This window comes from Streptococcus sp. 477 (genome assembly GCF_013277295.1).
Taxonomy (GTDB): Bacteria; Bacillota; Bacilli; order Lactobacillales; family Streptococcaceae; genus Streptococcus; species Streptococcus pseudopneumoniae.
In genome coordinates, this window is the sequence record NZ_VMMQ01000084.1 from 16,613 (window position 1) to 34,878 (window position 18,266).

At 41.8% G+C, this 18,266-nt stretch carries 14 protein-coding genes, 1 tRNA gene and 1 pseudogene; 12 read left to right on the forward strand and 4 right to left on the reverse strand.

The annotated features are described in order from the left end of the window. Positions 1-63 precede the first annotated feature (63 nt). From rsmD to HT691_RS09650, 8 genes are all read left to right on the forward strand, one after another. Positions 64-603: a 16S rRNA (guanine(966)-N(2))-methyltransferase RsmD gene (gene rsmD / locus HT691_RS09615; protein ID WP_119946730.1), complete on the forward strand. Its 540-nt coding sequence runs from the start codon at positions 64-66 to the stop codon at positions 601-603. After that, a complete protein-coding gene (gene coaD / locus HT691_RS09620) occupies positions 593-1,081 on the forward strand; it encodes a pantetheine-phosphate adenylyltransferase (protein WP_119946731.1) in 489 nt (162 codons plus the stop codon). The genes rsmD and coaD overlap by 11 nt, the downstream gene beginning before the upstream one ends. After that, entirely contained in the window at positions 1,065-2,102 is a 1,038-nt protein-coding gene (locus HT691_RS09625; protein WP_138699177.1) for a SepM family pheromone-processing serine protease, read from the forward strand. The genes coaD and HT691_RS09625 overlap by 17 nt, the downstream gene beginning before the upstream one ends. Before the next feature lie 57 nt (positions 2,103-2,159). Then, positions 2,160-2,390: a DUF1146 family protein gene (locus tag HT691_RS09630; protein ID WP_023933289.1), complete on the forward strand. Its 231-nt coding sequence runs from the start codon at positions 2,160-2,162 to the stop codon at positions 2,388-2,390. A 23-nt stretch (positions 2,391-2,413) separates the two neighbouring features. Beyond that, positions 2,414-3,697 (forward strand): UDP-N-acetylglucosamine 1-carboxyvinyltransferase, encoded by a 1,284-nt coding sequence (gene murA, locus HT691_RS09635; RefSeq protein WP_023933287.1) that lies wholly within the window; start codon positions 2,414-2,416, stop codon positions 3,695-3,697. After that, positions 3,690-3,878, forward strand: coding sequence for a DNA-directed RNA polymerase subunit beta (locus tag HT691_RS09640; RefSeq protein WP_166727520.1), 189 nt, complete (start codon positions 3,690-3,692; stop codon positions 3,876-3,878). The genes murA and HT691_RS09640 overlap by 8 nt, the downstream gene beginning before the upstream one ends. Positions 3,879-3,916: 38 nt before the next feature. Continuing rightward, on the forward strand, positions 3,917-4,747 hold the full coding sequence (locus HT691_RS09645) for a DNA/RNA non-specific endonuclease (protein ID WP_138704360.1): 831 nt from the start codon (positions 3,917-3,919) through the stop codon (positions 4,745-4,747). Positions 4,748-4,968: 221 nt separating this feature from the next. Continuing rightward, positions 4,969-6,300, forward strand: coding sequence for a hemolysin family protein (locus HT691_RS09650; protein ID WP_138704359.1), 1,332 nt, complete (start codon positions 4,969-4,971; stop codon positions 6,298-6,300). A 188-nt stretch (positions 6,301-6,488) separates the two neighbouring features. Here HT691_RS09650 and HT691_RS09655 read toward each other — a convergent pair. Beyond that, positions 6,489-6,559 (reverse strand) — tRNA-Cys (locus tag HT691_RS09655). Between the two features lie 414 nt (positions 6,560-6,973). Between HT691_RS09655 and rpoB the strand changes: the two genes are divergently transcribed. From rpoB to ndk, 3 genes are all read left to right on the forward strand, one after another. Continuing rightward, complete coding sequence (gene rpoB, locus HT691_RS09660; RefSeq protein ID WP_031233671.1) at positions 6,974-10,579, forward strand: DNA-directed RNA polymerase subunit beta; 3,606 nt, start codon at positions 6,974-6,976, stop codon at positions 10,577-10,579. Between the two features lie 38 nt (positions 10,580-10,617). Next, complete coding sequence (gene rpoC / locus HT691_RS09665) at positions 10,618-14,295, forward strand: DNA-directed RNA polymerase subunit beta' (protein ID WP_171043339.1); 3,678 nt, start codon at positions 10,618-10,620, stop codon at positions 14,293-14,295. A gap of 108 nt (positions 14,296-14,403) precedes the next feature. Next, positions 14,404-14,817, forward strand: coding sequence for a nucleoside-diphosphate kinase (gene ndk / locus HT691_RS09670; RefSeq protein ID WP_023933283.1), 414 nt, complete (start codon positions 14,404-14,406; stop codon positions 14,815-14,817). 247 nt (positions 14,818-15,064) lie between these two features. On the opposite strand, the gene HT691_RS09675 is transcribed toward ndk, so the two are convergent. Both HT691_RS09675 and HT691_RS09680 read right to left on the reverse strand, forming a co-directional pair. After that, positions 15,065-15,985: an N-acetylmuramoyl-L-alanine amidase family protein gene (locus HT691_RS09675; protein WP_000771127.1), complete on the reverse strand. Its 921-nt coding sequence runs from the start codon at positions 15,983-15,985 to the stop codon at positions 15,065-15,067. 18 nt (positions 15,986-16,003) lie between these two features. After that, the gene (locus HT691_RS09680) at positions 16,004-16,945 is read right to left on the reverse strand and encodes a trypsin-like serine protease (protein WP_057532025.1); all 942 of its coding nucleotides are present in this window, start codon (positions 16,943-16,945) and stop codon (positions 16,004-16,006) included. 646 nt (positions 16,946-17,591) lie between these two features. On the opposite strand from HT691_RS09680, the pseudogene HT691_RS11565 reads away from it, so the two are divergent. Next, a pseudogene (locus HT691_RS11565) lies at positions 17,592-17,774 on the forward strand (IS110 family transposase); the annotation flags it as partial. Positions 17,775-17,928: 154 nt separating this feature from the next. Here HT691_RS11565 and HT691_RS11570 read toward each other — a convergent pair. Beyond that, complete coding sequence (locus HT691_RS11570; RefSeq protein WP_001227865.1) at positions 17,929-18,099, reverse strand: PhrA family quorum-sensing system peptide; 171 nt, start codon at positions 18,097-18,099, stop codon at positions 17,929-17,931. Positions 18,100-18,266 lie beyond the last annotated feature (167 nt).

Consider the following 18,266-nt stretch of genomic DNA (forward strand, 5'->3'; position numbering starts at 1 on the left):
GAATCGAACCGCAAGGTTCGGTTTTCTTTCTCTTTTTGTCTATAATTTGGTATAATAAACAGTATGAAAATCGTATCAGGAATCTATGGGGGACGTCCCCTCAAGACACTAGAGGGCAAGACGACAAGACCTACTTCGGATAAGGTTAGGGGCGCCATTTTTAACATGATTGGTCCCTACTTTGAAGGGGGACGAGTCTTGGACCTTTATGCAGGTAGTGGTGGTTTATCTATCGAAGCAGTATCGCGTGGCATGTCCAGCTCTGTTTTGGTGGAGCGAGACCGTAAGGCTCAGACCATCGTGGCTGAAAATATCCAGATGACCAAGGATGTTGGAAAATTTCAACTCCTCAAGATGGATGCAGAAAGGGCATTGGAGCAGGTATCTGGGGAATTTGACCTTATTTTCTTAGACCCTCCTTATGCCAAGGAACAAATCGTAGCAGATATTGAAAAAATGGCTGAGAGAGCGCTTTTTTCTGAAGATGTCATGGTTGTGTGTGAGACGGATAAGGCCGTTGAACTTCCAGAAGAAATTGCCTGCCTGGGTATCTGGAAGGAAAAGATTTATGGAATTAGTAAGGTGACAGTCTATGTCAGATAAGATTGGCTTATTCACAGGCTCATTTGATCCGATGACAAATGGGCATCTGGATATCATTGAACGGGCGAGCAGACTTTTTGATAAGCTCTATGTTGGTATTTTTTTTAATCCCCACAAACAAGGATTTCTCCCTATCGAAAATCGTAAACGGGGATTAGAAAAGGCTGTGAAACATTTGGAAAATGTTGCAGTCGTGTCTTCTCATGATGAATTGGTGGTCGATGTTGCGAAAAGACTGGGGGCTACTTGCCTAGTGCGAGGCTTGAGAAATGCGTCGGATTTGCAATACGAAGCCAGTTTTGATTACTACAACCATCAGCTGTCTCCTGATATAGAGACTATTTATTTACATAGCCGACCTGAACATCTCTATCTCAGTTCATCAGGTGTTAGAGAGCTATTGAAGTTTGGTCAGGATGTTGCTTGCTATGTTCCTGAGAGTATTTTGGAGGAAATAAGAAATGAAAAAAAAGATTAGATGGCCCTTATACGTCATTGCGGCCTTGATTGTGACCTTCTTGGCATTTGTAGTGCCTTTGCCCTACTATATAGAGGTTCCAGGTGGTTCGGAAGATATTCGCCAAGTTCTTAAAGTCAATGACACAGAAGATAAGGAAGCTGGGGCCTATCAATTCGTTACGGTTGGTGTCCAGCACGCTACTTTAGCCCATATGATTTATGCGTGGTTGACGCCTTTTACAGATATTCGTAGTGCCCAAGAGACTACAGGTGGCTCTTCCGATGTTGAATTTATGCGGATCAATCAATTCTACATGCAAACATCACAAAATATGGCCAAGTATCAAGGTCTAAAAACAGCTGGTAAGGATATAGAACTCAAGTACTTTGGGGTTTATGTCTTGAATGTGACGGATAATTCAACCTTTAAAGGGATTCTCAATATCTCTGATACGGTCACAGCAGTCAATGATCAGACCTTTGATAGTTCCAAGGACTTGATTGATTACGTCAGTTCTCAACAATTAGGGGACTCCGTCAAGGTGACCTATGAAGAGGATGGGCAAACCAAGTCTGCAGAAGGAAAGATTATCACCTTGGAAAATGGCAAAAATGGAATTGGAATCGGCTTGATTGACCGTACAGAAGTAACCAGTGATGTCCCAATTAGTTTTTCAACAGCTGGTATTGGCGGCCCAAGTGCTGGTCTCATGTTTAGTCTAGCTATCTATACTCAAATAGCTCACCCAGATCTTCGTAATGGTCGTATTGTTGCTGGTACAGGTACCATTGACCGCGATGGGAATGTGGGGGATATTGGAGGTATTGATAAAAAAGTTGTAGCTTCGGCTAGGGCAGGTGCCGCTATTTTCTTTGCCCCTGATAATCCTGTTAGCGAAGAAGAACAAAAAGCACACCCGGATGCAAAAAACAACTACCAAACAGCCCTAGAAGCATCCAAAACAATCAAGACAGATATGAAAATCGTGCCCGTTAAAACCCTACAAGATGCAATTGATTACTTGAAAAACAATCCCTAGTTTTTAAGTGAAGTTTCCAAACTAGCGCACAAACAGAGAAGATGGTATAATAGTCAAATGGTTCAATTATTATTCACTCTAAGCAGTCACATGCTCTTTATTTATGTGAGTTTTTACCTTTTAAAGGATCTTGTTAGATGGGAAAAGGTTTTAAAAGTGACAGCTGAGAATACAAGAAAAGTTCGTTTATTAGTAGGTTTTTTCAGCATTGTAATGGGCTATATCTTGAGTTCTTTCTTTATCAGCCTGTATCATTTGTGGCAAGAAGCGCTTAGAGGATTATTATAAAATCAAGAGTAAAGGAAACGAGTATGGACAAAATTGTGGTTCAAGGTGGCGATAATCGTCTGGTAGGAAGTGTAACCATCGAAGGAGCAAAGAATGCAGTCTTGCCCTTGTTGGCGGCGACTATTCTAGCAAGTGAAGGAAAGACAGTCTTACAGAATGTACCGATCTTGTCGGATGTCTTTATTATGAATCAGGTAGTTGGTGGTTTGAATGCCAAGGTTGACTTTGATGAGGAAGCCCATCTTGTTGAGGTGGATGCTACTGGCGACATCACTGAGGAAGCTCCTTACAAGTATGTCAGCAAGATGCGTGCATCCATCGTTGTCTTAGGGCCAATCCTTGCCCGTGTAGGTCATGCCAAGGTATCCATGCCAGGTGGTTGTACGATTGGTAGTCGCCCTATTGATCTTCATTTGAAAGGTCTGGAAGCTATGGGGGCTAAGATTAGCCAGACTGCTGGTTATATCGAAGCCAAGGCTGACCGCTTACATGGTGCTCATATCTATATGGACTTCCCAAGTGTTGGTGCTACGCAGAACTTGATGATGGCAGCGACTCTGGCTGATGGGGTGACAGTGATTGAAAATGCTGCGCGTGAGCCTGAGATTGTGGACCTAGCTATTCTCCTCAATGAAATGGGAGCTAAGGTTAAGGGTGCTGGTACAGAGACCATTACCATTACTGGTGTGGAGAAACTTCATGGTACGACTCACAATGTAGTCCAAGACCGTATCGAAGCAGGAACCTTTATGGTAGCTGCTGCCATGACTGGTGGTGATGTCTTGATTCGAGACGCTGTCTGGGAGCATAACCGTCCCTTGATTGCCAAATTGCTTGAAATGGGAGTGGAAGTGACGGAGGAGACGGAAGGAATTCGCGTTCGCTCTCAACTAGAAAATCTAAAAGCTGTTCATGTGAAAACCTTGCCCCACCCAGGATTTCCAACGGATATGCAGGCCCAATTTACAGCCTTGATGACCGTCGCAAAAGGCGAATCAACCATGGTGGAGACAGTTTTCGAAAATCGTTTCCAACACTTAGAAGAAATGCGCCGCATGGGCTTGCACTCTGAGATTATTCGTGATACAGCTCGTATTGTTGGTGGACAACCTTTGCAGGGAGCAGAAGTTCTTTCAACTGACCTTCGTGCCAGTGCAGCCTTGATTTTGACAGGTTTGGTAGCGCAAGGAGAAACCGTTGTCGGTAAATTGGTTCACTTGGATCGAGGTTACCACCGTTTCCATGAGAAGTTGGCACAGCTAGGTGCTAAGATTCAGCGGATTGAGGCAAATGATGAAGATGAATAAGAAATCAAGTTATGTAATCAAGCGTTTACTTCTAGTCATTTTGGTACTGGTTTTAGGTGCTCTAGCCCTAGGTATCGGTCTAATGGTAGGCTATGGAATCTTGGGCAAGGGTCAAGATCCATGGGCCATCCTGTCTCCAGCAAAATGGCAGGAATTGATTCATAAATTTACAGGAAATTAGGCTGGGAGACCAGCCTTTTTCTAAAGATAAGGAGAAATATGAACAAAAAAACAAGACAGACACTGATTGGACTGCTAGTGTTATTGCTCTTATCTACAGGGAGCTATTATATTAAGCAGAATGAACTAGGAAATCAGGCTGCTAAGACAAAAATAAGTCAGAAAAGTCAATCACCAGACGCGCCTGGTCAAGAATTGGCAGAAAGCGTCTTAACAGATGCAGTCAAAAGCCAAATAAAAGGGAGTCTTGAGTGGAACGGATCAGGTGCTTTTATCGTCAATGGTAATAAAACAAACCTAGATGCCAAGGTTTCAAGTAAGCCCTACGCTGATAATAAAACAAAGACGGTGGGCAAGGAGACCGTACCAACCGTGGCTAATGGCCTCTTGTCTAAGGCTACTCGCCAGTACAAGAATCGTGAGGAAACGGGGAATGGTTCGACTTCATGGACTCCTCCAGGTTGGCATCAGGTCAAGAATCTAAAGGGCTCTTATACCCATGCAGTTGATAGAGGTCATTTGTTAGGCTATGCCTTAATCGGTGGTTTGGATGGTTTTGATGCCTCGACAAGCAATCCTAAAAATATTGCTGTTCAGACAGCCTGGGCAAATCAGGCACAAGCCGAGGATTCGACTGGTCAAAACTACTATGAAAGCAAGGTGCGTAAAGCCTTGGACCAAAACAAGCGTGTTCGTTACCGTGTAACCCTTTATTACGCTACAAATGAGGATTTAGTTCCTTCAGCTTCACAGATTGAAGCCAAGTCTTCAGACGGAGAATTGGAATTTAATGTCCTAGTTCCCAATGTTCAAAAGGGACTTCAACTGGATTACCGAACTGGAGAAGTCACTGTTACTCATACTCAATGAAAATCAAAAAGCAAACTAGGAAGCTAGCCGCAGGTTNNTTGAAGAGATTTTCGAAGAGTAATCAGTAAAAGATAAGATAAACTCCTATATCACTTATGGATGTAGGAGTTCTTTTTTCTAGTTTAAGTAGGGCTAGAGTAGGTACTAAGAAAAAAATAATATGTATTGGATTAAATTTTGTGATATAATAAAGGATAAGATACTATTTTAGGAGAAGAACTATGGAAGACCCAAGTAGTCAGAATTTGTTGCTACAATTTGTTTTATTGTTTATCTTGACGGTATTAAATGCCTTTTTCTCAGCCACAGAAATGGCCATGGTTTCTCTTAATCGTGCCCGAGTTGAACAAAAGGCGGAAGAAGGAGACAGACGCTACATCCGCCTGCTGAAGGTACTAGAAAATCCTAACCACTTTTTATCAACCATTCAGGTAGGAATCACCCTGATTACAATCTTATCAGGGGCGAGTTTAGCTGATACTCTAGGACGTGTGATTGCCTCTTGGCTTGGGAATAGCGAAACAGCACAAGCCGTGGCAATTTTTCTATCCTTGGCATTTTTGACCTATATTTCCATCGTTTTTGGGGAATTATATCCTAAGAGAATCGCTCTTAATCTAAAGGATGCCTTGGCAATTCGTACAGCGCCGGTTATCATTGGGATCGGAAAACTAGTCAGTCCTTTTGTTTGGCTTTTAGCTGCTTCGACCAATTTCTTGAGCCATTTGACTCCTATGTCATTCGATGATGCGGATGAAAAGATGACCCGTGATGAAATTGCCTATATGCTGACAAATAGTGAAGAAACATTGGATGCTGATGAGATTGAGATGCTACAAGGTGTCTTTTCGCTCGATGAACTGATGGCACGAGAGGTTATGGTTCCTCGGACAGATGCTTTTATGGTGGATATTCAGGATGATAGTCAAAGCATTATCCAAAGTATTTTAAAACAAAACTTTTCCCGTATACCAGTTTACGATGGGGATAAGGACAATGTGATTGGAATCATTCACACCAAGAGTCTTCTTAAGGCTGGTTTTGTGGACGGTTTTGACAATATTGTATGGAAGAAAATCTTACAAGATCCACTTTTTGTTCCTGAAACCATTTTTGTGGATGACTTGCTAAAAGAATTGCGAAATACCCAAAGACAAATGGCAATCTTGCTAGATGAATACGGTGGGATGGCTGGTTTGGTGACCTTGGAAGACCTCTTAGAGGAAATTGTTGGTGAAATTGATGATGAAACGGACAAGGCAGCAATAGATGTTCATCAGATTGGCGAGGATACCTACATTGTTCAAGGAACAATGACCCTCAATGATTTCAATAATTACTTTGATGTTGAACTGGAAAGTGATGACGTTGATACCATCGCTGGTTATTATTTGACAGGAGTTGGGACCATTCCAACGACTGAAAAACTCAGCTATGAATTGGTCAGCCAAAACAAACAGCTTATCTTAACCAATGATAAAGTGAAAAATGGACGTGTTACCAAGGTAAAAGTCCAAATTACAGAAGTCGAAATAGAAGAAGAAACAGAATAAACTAGAGGCTTTTGTCACCAGGCGTGACGAAGCTTTTTTCAGTTGATTTCATGAGGGAATTATGTCATGGGAAGGACTTTGCCCCAAAAGTTTTTCAAAATTATCCGTATTTATCCGAAGAAAAAAATAAAAAAGCCCTAATTTACGGGCTTTTTGTCTTGATAAATTCCGATAAATTCGGTATTGAAAGGCGGTAGACGGATTTGAACCGACGATCAAGCTTTTGCAGAGCCGTGCCTTACCACTTGGCTATACCGCCTTAACGTTTCTTATTATACCTTGAAAATGATTTTCAGTCAATAGCTTTTTCAGTTTTTTGTACCATAGTGTGATTCGAATGTAATGCTAAGTTTTCTATGGGAAAAAGATTACCAAAAATCTACTGAATCCCCTTGAAAAATCTAGCTAATTAGGGTATAATATAAATAATCATTTGTCGTAGGTTTTGTCTGAAATATTGTCCAGACAAGGCTCACAGCAGTTAAATCTTCTGAAAAAGTCAGATTTAGCTGCTCTTTTTGTGCTTTTTTTCAGGATTTTGAGTGCTTGTAACAAAGACTTAAAGATTCTGAAAATTTATCAAAGGGACACGGTGATAGGGGTTTTACAACCATATGACGATTAGAAAGCCTGATTGACAAGGCTTGGAACTTATTTACAAAGGAGAATCATCTTGGCAGGACATGACGTTCAATACGGGAAACATCGTACCCGTCGTAGTTTTTCAAGAATCAAAGAAGTTCTTGACTTACCAAATTTGATTGAAATTCAAACTGACTCATTCAAAGATTTCCTAGACCACGGTCTTAAGGAAGTGTTTGAAGATGTATTGCCAATTTCAAACTTCACAGACACAATGGAGTTGGAATTTGTTGGATATGAAATCAAGGAACCCAAATATACGCTGGAAGAAGCTCGTATCCACGATGCTAGCTACTCAGCACCAATTTTTGTAACCTTCCGCTTGATCAATAAAGAAACAGGCGAAATCAAAACCCAAGAAGTTTTCTTTGGTGATTTCCCGATCATGACAGAAATGGGTACTTTCATCATCAATGGTGGTGAACGTATTATCGTTTCTCAGTTGGTCCGCTCACCAGGTGTTTACTTTAATGATAAAGTTGATAAAAATGGTAAAGTGGGCTACGGTTCAACGGTTATCCCTAACCGTGGAGCTTGGTTGGAACTTGAAAGCGATTCAAAAGACATCGCCTACACTCGTATCGACCGTACTCGTAAGATTCCATTTACAACCTTGGTTCGTGCGCTTGGTTTCTCAGGTGATGATGAAATCTTTGATATCTTTGGTGACAGCGAATTGGTTCGCAACACTGTTGAAAAAGATATCCACAAGAACCCAATGGACTCTCGTACCGACGAAGCCTTGAAAGAAATTTACGAACGCCTTCGTCCAGGTGAGCCTAAGACAGCTGAAAGCTCACGTAGCTTGCTTGTGGCTCGTTTCTTTGACCCACGTCGCTATGACTTAGCAGCTGTCGGTCGTTACAAGATCAATAAAAAACTCAATGTTAAAACACGCTTGCTCAACCAAACCATTGCAGAGCCATTGGTAGATCCTGAAACAGGAGAAATCTTGGTAGAAGCTGGAACTGTTATGACTCGTAGTGTGATTGAAAGCATTGAAAGCCATTTGGATGGCGACCTGAACAAGATTGTTTACATTCCAAATGATGCAGCCGTTGTGACTGAGCCAGTTGTTCTTCAAAAATTCAAGGTTGTTGCACCAACTGACCCAGACCGTGTCGTAACAATTATTGGTAATGCTAATCCAGATGACAAGGTTCGTATCGTCACTCCTGCAGATATCCTTGCTGAGATGAGCTACTTCCTCAACTTGGCTGAAGGACTTGGCCGTGTTGATGACATCGACCACCTTGGAAACCGTCGTATTCGTGCGGTTGGTGAATTGCTTGCCAACCAAGTACGTCTTGGACTTTCTCGTATGGAACGTAATGTCCGTGAACGTATGTCTGTTCAAGATAACGAAGTCTTGACACCACAACAAATTATCAATATCCGTCCTGTAACAGCTGCGGTGAAAGAATTCTTTGGTTCATCACAGTTGTCACAGTTCATGGACCAACACAACCCACTTTCTGAGTTGTCTCACAAACGCCGTTTGTCAGCCTTAGGACCTGGTGGTTTGACTCGTGACCGTGCCGGATATGAAGTACGTGACGTGCACTACACTCACTATGGTCGTATGTGTCCTATCGAGACACCTGAAGGACCTAACATCGGTTTGATCAATAACTTGTCATCTTACGGACATTTGAACAAATATGGTTTTGTTCAAACACCATACCGTAAGGTTGACCGTGAAACAGGCGTTGTTACAAACGAAATCGTTTGGTTGACAGCCGATGAAGAAGATGAATATACTGTAGCTCAGGCAAACTCTCGTCTGAACGAAGATGGAACCTTTGCTGAGAAGATTGTCATGGGACGTCACCAAGGGGTCAACCAAGAGTATCCAGCTAATGTTGTTGACTACATGGACGTATCACCAAAACAGGTAGTTGCCGTTGCGACAGCATGTATTCCTTTCTTGGAAAACGATGACTCCAACCGTGCCCTCATGGGAGCCAACATGCAACGTCAGGCTGTGCCATTGATCAATCCTCAGGCACCTTACGTTGGTACTGGTATGGAATACCAAGCAGCCCACGATTCAGGAGCTGCTGTGATTGCTCAGTATGATGGTAAAGTTACTTACGCAGATGCTGACAAGGTAGAAGTTCGTCGTGAAGATGGTTCATTGGACGTTTACCACATCCAAAAATTCCGTCGTTCAAACTCAGGTACTGCTTACAACCAACGCACTCTCGTAAAAGTTGGTGATGTCGTTGAAAAAGGCGATTTCATCGCTGATGGACCTTCTATGGAAAATGGAGAAATGGCGCTTGGACAAAACCCAATCGTTGCCTACATGACTTGGGAAGGTTACAACTTCGAGGATGCTGTTATCATGAGCGAACGCTTGGTGAAAGACGATGTCTACACATCTGTCCACCTTGAAGAATACGAATCAGAAACACGCGATACAAAGCTTGGACCTGAAGAAATTACTCGTGAAATTCCAAATGTTGGGGAAGACGCTCTTAAAGACCTTGACGAAATGGGTATTATCCGTATCGGTGCTGAGGTTAAAGAAGGTGATATCCTTGTAGGTAAAGTAACACCTAAGGGTGAGAAAGACCTTTCAGCTGAAGAACGTCTCTTGCACGCTATTTTCGGAGACAAGTCTCGTGAAGTGCGCGACACTTCTCTTCGTGTACCACACGGTGCCGATGGTGTCGTTCGTGATGTTAAAATCTTTACACGTGCAAATGGAGATGAGTTGCAATCAGGTGTCAACATGCTGGTTCGCGTCTACATTGCTCAAAAACGTAAGATCAAGGTCGGAGATAAGATGGCCGGACGTCACGGAAATAAAGGGGTTGTCTCTCGTATCGTTCCTGTAGAAGACATGCCTTACCTTCCAGATGGAACTCCAGTCGATATCATGTTGAACCCACTTGGGGTGCCATCACGTATGAATATCGGTCAGGTTATGGAGCTCCACCTTGGTATGGCTGCTCGTACTCTTGGTATTCACATCGCAACACCAGTCTTTGACGGAGCAAGTTCTGAAGACCTTTGGTCAACTGTTAAAGAAGCTGGTATGGATAGCGATGCCAAAACAATTCTTTACGATGGCCGTACTGGTGAACCGTTTGATAACCGTGTGTCAGTTGGTGTCATGTACATGATCAAACTCCACCACATGGTTGATGATAAATTGCACGCTCGTTCAGTCGGACCTTACTCAACTGTTACCCAACAACCACTCGGAGGTAAGGCTCAGTTTGGTGGACAACGTTTCGGTGAGATGGAGGTTTGGGCTCTTGAAGCCTATGGTGCATCAAATGTCCTTCAAGAAATCTTGACTTACAAGTCTGACGATATCAACGGACGTTTGAAAGCTTATGAAGCCATTACAAAAGGAAAACCAATTCCAAAACCAGGTGTTCCAGAATCCTTCCGAGTTCTTGTCAAAGAATTGCAATCTCTTGGTCTTGACATGCGTGTCCTAGACGAAGATGACCAAGAAGTGGAACTTCGCGACTTGGATGAAGGAATGGACGAAGATGTCATCCACGTAGATGACCTTGAAAAAGCCCGCGAAAAAGCAGCACAAGAGGCTAAAGCGGCCTTTGAAGCTGAAGAAGCTGAGAAAGCAACAAAAGCGGAAGCAACAGAAGAAGCTGCTGAATAAGAAAAAGCAGTTCACTTAGAATAGAAAGGGAAGAAATAGTGGTTGATGTAAATCGTTTTAAAAGTATGCAAATCACCCTAGCTTCTCCAAGTAAAGTCCGTTCATGGTCTTATGGAGAAGTCAAAAAACCTGAAACAATCAATTACCGTACCTTGAAACCAGAACGTGAAGGACTCTTTGATGAAGTTATCTTTGGTCCTACAAAAGACTGGGAATGTGCTTGTGGTAAGTACAAACGCATTCGTTACAGAGGAATTGTTTGTGACCGTTGTGGGGTTGAAGTAACGCGTACAAAAGTTCGTCGTGAGCGTATGGGGCATATCGAATTGAAAGCTCCTGTATCTCACATCTGGTACTTCAAGGGGATTCCAAGCCGTATGGGCTTGACCCTTGATATGAGCCCTCGTGCCCTCGAGGAAGTTATCTACTTTGCGGCTTATGTGGTGATTGATCCTAAGGATACACCACTTGAGCACAAGTCTATCATGACAGAGCGCGAATATCGTGAGCGCTTGCGTGAGTATGGTTATGGATCATTCGTTGCCAAGATGGGTGCCGAAGCCATCCAAGACCTTTTGAAACAAGTAGATCTTGAAAAAGAAATTGCTGAACTCAAAGAAGAGTTGAAAACAGCTACTGGACAAAAACGTGTCAAAGCCATCCGTCGTTTGGATGTTTTGGATGCCTTTTACAAGTCTGGAAACAAACCTGAATGGATGATTCTCAACATCCTTCCGGTTATTCCACCAGATCTTCGTCCAATGTTGCAGTTGGATGGTGGCCGTTTTGCCTCATCTGACTTGAACGACCTTTACCGCCGTGTTATCAACCGTAACAACCGTTTGGCTCGTTTGCTTGAGTTGAATGCACCAGGTATCATCGTTCAAAATGAGAAGCGTATGCTTCAAGAAGCGGTTGACGCTTTGATTGACAATGGTCGTCGTGGTCGTCCAATCACAGGACCAGGTAGCCGTCCACTCAAATCATTGAGCCACATGCTTAAAGGGAAACAAGGACGCTTCCGTCAAAACTTGCTCGGTAAACGTGTTGACTTTTCAGGACGTTCCGTTATCGCCGTTGGTCCAACGCTTAAGATGTACCAATGTGGTGTGCCACGTGAAATGGCGATAGAGCTCTTTAAACCATTCGTTATGCGTGAAATCGTTGCCCGTGATATTGTGCAAAACGTCAAAGCAGCTAAACGCTTGGTGGAACGCGGAGATGAGCGTATCTGGGATATTCTTGAAGAAGTGATTAAAGAACACCCAGTACTTCTTAACCGCGCACCGACCCTTCACCGTTTGGGTATCCAAGCCTTCGAGCCAGTCTTGATTGATGGTAAGGCCCTTCGCTTGCACCCACTTGTCTGTGAAGCCTACAATGCCGACTTTGACGGGGACCAAATGGCCATCCACGTACCGCTTTCAGAAGAAGCCCAAGCAGAAGCTCGTATCTTGATGCTCGCTGCTGAGCACATCTTGAACCCGAAAGATGGTAAACCAGTTGTTACTCCATCACAGGACATGGTTTTGGGTAACTACTACTTGACCATGGAAGAAGCTGGTCGTGAAGGTGAAGGAATGGTCTTCAAAGATCGTGATGAAGCGGTTATGGCTTACCGTAATGGTTATGTTCACCTCCACTCACGTGTTGGTATCGCAACAGACAGCCTCAACAAGCCTTGGACAGAAGAGCAAAAACACAAGGTCTTGCTTACAACAGTTGGTAAAATTCTCTTCAACGACATCATGCCAGAGGGTCTACCATACTTGCAAGAACCAAACAATGCAAACTTGACAGAAGGCGTTCCAGCTAAATACTTCTTGCCACTTGGTGGAGATATCAAGGAAGCTATCAGCAATCTTGAACTCAACCCTCCATTCAAGAAGAAAAACCTTGGAAATATCATCGCTGAAATCTTCAAACGTTTCCGTACGACAGAAACTTCTGCCCTACTTGACCGTATGAAGAACCTCGGTTACCACCACTCAACTCTTGCAGGATTGACAGTGGGTATTGCCGATATCCCAGTCGTTGATGACAAGGCTGAAATCATTGAAGAATCACACAAACGTGTAGAACAAATCACAAAACAATTCCGTCGTGGTATGATCACAGACGATGAGCGTTACAATGCCGTTACAGCTGAATGGCGTGCTGCCCGTGAAAAATTAGAGAAACGCTTGATTGCTAACCAAGATCCTAAGAACCCAATCGTTATGATGATGGACTCTGGAGCCCGTGGTAACATCTCAAACTTCTCACAGCTTGCCGGTATGCGTGGTCTGATGGCTGCTCCGAACGGACGTATCATGGAATTGCCAATCCTTTCAAACTTCCGTGAAGGTTTGTCAGTACTCGAAATGTTCTTCTCAACTCACGGTGCGCGTAAAGGTATGACCGATACGGCCCTTAAGACAGCCGACTCAGGTTACTTGACTCGTCGTTTGGTTGACGTTGCCCAAGACGTTATCATCCGTGAGGACGACTGTGGAACAGATCGTGGTCTCTTAATCCGCTCTATCGCAGAAGGAAAAGAGATGATCGAGTCTCTCGAAGAGCGTCTCAATGGTCGTTACACTAAGAAAACTGTTAAACATCCAGAAACTGGTGCAGTGATTATCGGTCCAAATGAGTTGATTACAGAAGACAAGGCGCGTGAAATTGTCAATGCTGGTGTGGAAGAAGTGACTATCCGCTCTGTATTTACATGTAACACTCGTCACGGTGTCTGCCGTCACTGTTATGGTATCAACTTGGCGACTGGTGATGCGGTTGAAGTTGGTGAAGCAGTTGGAACAATCGCTGCCCAATCTATCGGGGAACCTGGTACACAGCTTACAATGCGTACCTTCCACACGGGTGGGGTTGCCTCAAATACCGATATCACTCAGGGTCTTCCTCGTGTCCAAGAAATCTTTGAAGCCCGCAATCCTAAAGGGGAAGCGGTTATCACAGAGGTTAAAGGACAAGTTACAGCTATCGAAGAAGATGCTTCAACTCGTACCAAGAAAGTCTTTGTTAAGGGCGAAACTGGTGAAGGCGAATATGTTGTTCCATTTACCGCTCGTATGCGTGTTGAAGTTGGTGACCAAGTAGCGCGTGGTGCTGCTCTTACAGAAGGTTCTATCCAACCAAAACGTCTCCTTGCAGTTCGTGATGTCTTGTCAGTTGAAACTTACCTTCTCGGTGAAGTACAAAAAGTTTACCGTAGCCAAGGGGTAGAAATCGGTGACAAACACATCGAGGTAATGGTTCGTCAAATGATCCGTAAAGTTCGTGTCATGGATCCAGGTGACACAGATCTTCTCATGGGTACCCTCATGGATATCAATGACTTTACAGATGCTAACAAAGATGTTCTTATCTCAGGTGGAGTTCCAGCGACAGGTCGCCCAGTTCTTATGGGAATTACCAAAGCCTCACTTGAAACAAATAGTTTCTTGTCAGCGGCTTCCTTCCAGGAAACAACTCGTGTCCTTACTGACGCAGCTATCCGTGGTAAGAAAGACCATCTCCTTGGACTTAAGGAAAATGTTATCATCGGTAAGATTATCCCAGCAGGTACTGGTATGGCTCGTTACCGTAACCTGGAACCACATGCTATCAACGAAGAAGAATACCTTAATCCTCCAGTAGAGGAAGAAGGGAATGAAGAAACAACAGAAGTAGTTGTGGATACTGCCGTTGAAACTGTGGAAGAAACAGTAGAATAAAAGCAGATGAGAGAGCCTTCGGGTTCTCTTTCTGTTTTCTGAAAACTTTCTCCATTTTTCCATGGAATGTGGTAAAATAAAAGAAAGAAGCTGACAAAGGAGACAGGTATGGAACAAACATTTTTTATCATTAAACCAGATGGTGTAAAAAGAGGACTAGTGGGTGAAGTGTTGAAACGTATCGAACAACGTGGATTTACAATTGAAAAATTGGAGTTGCGTACACAGCTTTCAGAAGAGTTAATTGACCAGCACTATCAGGACTTGGTTGGTCAAAGTTTTTACCCACCGATTCGTGAATTTATGACTTCAGGACCGGTTCTTGTAGGTATCATTTCTGATTCCAAAGTAATCGAAACTTGGCGGACCATGATGGGTGCAACTGATCCAGAAGAAGCTTTACCAGGAACTATTCGAGTTGATTTTGCAAAAGCTGCTGGAGAAAATGAGACTATCCAAAATGTTGTACATGGTTCAGATTCAGAAGAGTCAGCTAAGCGAGAAATTGCTCTTTGGTTTTAAGAGTTGATTGGCTCAATCAATCGGTTAAAAGCTCATTTGAATAGAAAGTATAGTCACATAAAAAAGAAAGGACTAACTTCGTCCTTTCTCATTCTTAGTTTTTCTTCAACCTACTACAGTAGATAAACATACTGAATAGCTACTGTCTTCACTCATTTAATTCTTAAAAATTGATAGAGTTGACAAATGGTAGAAAAAAGCTCTTTTTAATAAGTTAAGTATCAACTACAGTTACGATTAGCATTCGTTACTTAACCCACTCACCATTATAGTTTACGTAGTAACCATCTACTGTGGTATTAACAGCTAGAGCACCTGAACCATAGGCATAATACCATTTACCATTGATTTGGAACCAGCCTGTTTTCATATCTCCATTACTTGCATTTAGATAGTACCATATTGAACCATCTTTCACCCAACCTGTGGACATTGCACCTGATGAACGAAGATAGTACCAGTTATTACCAACATAAGCCCAACCTGTTGCCATTGCACCTGATGAACGGAGGTAGTACCACTTATTGCCAATTTGCTTCCAACCAGTTTGCATGATACCAGTTTCTGAATCTAGATAGTACCAAGCTGAACCATCATTTATCCAACCTACACGTCTTTCACCACCAAGATTCTTATTCCCAGAATTTCCTGTTTTTGCTAGGTAATACCAGTTAGATTGATCATAAAGCCAACCTGTCTTTAAATAATGATCTTGATCAAAGTAGTAGTATGCTAATTTAAGAACTTCGGGACCTTCCCAGCCTTCACCATGTTTTTTCCCAACGGTTAAGGAATATTTTAGCTCTAATTCTTGCCAACCAACAAACTCTTGTAGCACTCCATTTTCGTCAAAGTAGTACCATTCTGGCATTGGGGAACCTTCTAATCTGATACCATTAGGGTAAGGACCAATTGTATATCCTTTAACTGGCATTGGAATGTACTGCCAACCAACAACCATTTCGCCATTATAATCAAAATAATAGGTCTTCCCATCAATCACTCGCCAGTCCGTTTCTTTGAGGTCCCCCTTTTTGTAATAGGTTCTACCGTTTTCTTGGACAAACTGCCATCCTTCAGAGTTATCTGCAAATACTGTATTCGTAGCTAGCAAACCAAAGAAAATTACTGTTAGTCCAGCTTGCATAGTTTTTTTCAAAAGTTTCATTTATATATACCTCCAATATTAAATCCATTCACCAGATGAAGCGAAATTATAAACTTTACCATCAATAGTTTGGCTACCTGTAACCATTGCTCCACTTGAATTGAGATAATACCAATTTCCTCCCACTTTTATCCAACCGGTTTTCATGTCTCCATTTTTATTATCTAAGTAATACCATCTGCCTCGTATATATTTCCAACCTGTTGCCATTGAACCAGAGGTTTCCAGATAATACCATTTCCCATTTACTTTTTGCCAATCTGTGAGCATCTTACCGGAGGCGTCTAGATAGTACCAAGTGTCATTTATCTTTTGCCAACCTGTTTGTTTCGTACTGTTCTTATAATAGTACCAAGTACCACCAATCAATTTCCAACCATCAATAGAATGCCCTCGAATAACAGAGTAGATGAAAGATAGAGCCTTCTCATTTAACTTGACAGCATAATTCATTTGTTCTGCCTCACTCCCATTGGTATGAACTCCGACAACCCTATTGGTAGAATCATATACTGCTGAACCGCTTGCACCACGCAAAGTATCTACTTGATAGAATAAAAAATCATTTGTATCTTGAAGTATCGTTTTTGTATCAGTATACATCTGCTTAATATCCTTATTAACAGCAGAATATCCCGTAACTGTTACATCTAGATTTTTAGTATTTTCTAAATTATTTGGAAGTCCTAACGTCCCCAATTGAGCGCCAATCGGTTCTTCCAAAATTAAAACTGCTAAGTCATAGGTAGTAAGCTCATCTGGATCAGTATTTCGAAATTCTTTTAAATAACGAACTTCTTTGACTTTTATTTCACCAAATGGATTACTATCTGGAGTAGCCGCAGGCATAATCTCTACTTCAGTCGCTTCTGTTTTGGATTCACGGTCATAAACGACATGAGCTGCTGTAATCAAAACATTGTCTTTGATAAAGGAAGCACTTCCTCTACCTGTACCTATTTCTACTGAATCGGCATTTTTAAATTTGAATGTTGCTTTTACATAAGCTGATGTAGAGTAAGGATATTGTAAAGTATTTTTTACCTTAACTAAATCATTTTTGCCAATAATGACTTCTGACTGATTTGTATAATATTGACCATAAGTCGGTGAAACATCGGGAAGTGAAAAATTATTAGTTCCTGGATCCTCTTGTAATGTTTCACTTACCTCATACTCCTCGCCTGTACTTGAAATAACAGTCAACGCAGATACTGTCGGTAGCTGACTAGCTAATAAAGTACTAGCAATAATTGAAATACCGAATTTGCGATAAAATGTTTTCTTCATTTTTATAATTCATTCCTTTCGTTTCACTCAAGGCACAACACAGAATGAAAAAGTGTTGTGCTCTTTGTTTTATAATAACAGTGAGAAAGCCTATCACTACTACAAATCACGGGGAGGTGAATAAGTGAGTGGTACAGCCACTACCTCGCATTTTTATAGGTGTCATTCTTTCCATCAAGCACAAGAACTGTGACTAAGAGCACGTAAACTTATAATTGAATAAGCGACTCGTTTGTGAAAGGAAAGAATAGTCAAGGGATAGGCAGACTCAAATTTTATGAAGGGAGCCCCCTCATGTTAAAAATTATTTATATGGCATCGAAAAGCTATCATCGCTATCTGTCGCAGATTATTGGTTGCCATCTACCACGTACTTTTAAAACAGGAGAGTTATAATCCAAGATTACAAGGTCTTACAGAAATAAGAAATTCAGATAAGACAATGTCTGTCCAAGATGCCGTTCGTTTTGCACAACAGCACGGATTCAAGGTGCTTTAATTTTAAAGGTTGGGTATCAAGACCTCTTTTTAGTGTGCCCAAAATTTAGAGAAGTAATCAATCAACTAACTTTTATTTTTTCAAACTTGCCCCTACAATTTTTAATGAATAATAAAAGCGAATATACTAGAGACTAATTCTATTCCATTATTCTTTAATCTGCCTTCCCAACATCAAGACCATTGGACTTCTTTTGTGATTGCACTCGAATCTCCAATTGTCTATTCTTCTGAATAAACTGTTGGTAAGGAATTGTATTACTAAACATAAAAACACCTAGCAATGCAAATGTAACTAATTTTTTAATTCCACGTTTTTTTCTCATGCAATGAAACCCCTTTCTTTTTCCTTGTTTTTATTCTAACAGATATATTTTATTTAGCCAAGTGTTTTTATTGCATTTTGAACTTTTTTTCTTATTATTACCATAAAGAATTATTTGTTTCTTTAACTTACTATTTTGAACTAAAAATTTTATAATGAAATTAAGCA

What these genes read in the sequence shown, in the direction of transcription:
- rsmD (WP_119946730.1), top strand. Translation starts at nt 64, where the DNA reads ATGAAAATCGTATCAGGAATCTATGGGGGACGTCCCCTCAAGACACTA.
- coaD (WP_119946731.1), top strand. Translation starts at nt 593, where the DNA reads ATGTCAGATAAGATTGGCTTATTCACAGGCTCATTTGATCCGATGACA.
- HT691_RS09625 (WP_138699177.1), top strand. Translation starts at nt 1,065, where the DNA reads ATGAAAAAAAAGATTAGATGGCCCTTATACGTCATTGCGGCCTTGATT.
- HT691_RS09630 (WP_023933289.1), top strand. Translation starts at nt 2,160, where the DNA reads ATGGTTCAATTATTATTCACTCTAAGCAGTCACATGCTCTTTATTTAT.
- murA (WP_023933287.1), top strand. Translation starts at nt 2,414, where the DNA reads ATGGACAAAATTGTGGTTCAAGGTGGCGATAATCGTCTGGTAGGAAGT.
- HT691_RS09640 (WP_166727520.1), top strand. Translation starts at nt 3,690, where the DNA reads ATGAATAAGAAATCAAGTTATGTAATCAAGCGTTTACTTCTAGTCATT.
- HT691_RS09645 (WP_138704360.1), top strand. Translation starts at nt 3,917, where the DNA reads ATGAACAAAAAAACAAGACAGACACTGATTGGACTGCTAGTGTTATTG.
- HT691_RS09650 (WP_138704359.1), top strand. Translation starts at nt 4,969, where the DNA reads ATGGAAGACCCAAGTAGTCAGAATTTGTTGCTACAATTTGTTTTATTG.
- ndk (WP_023933283.1), top strand. Translation starts at nt 14,404, where the DNA reads ATGGAACAAACATTTTTTATCATTAAACCAGATGGTGTAAAAAGAGGA.
- HT691_RS09675 (WP_000771127.1), bottom strand. Translation starts at nt 15,985, where the DNA reads ATGAAACTTTTGAAAAAAACTATGCAAGCTGGACTAACAGTAATTTTC.
- HT691_RS11570 (WP_001227865.1), bottom strand. Translation starts at nt 18,099, where the DNA reads ATGAGAAAAAAACGTGGAATTAAAAAATTAGTTACATTTGCATTGCTA.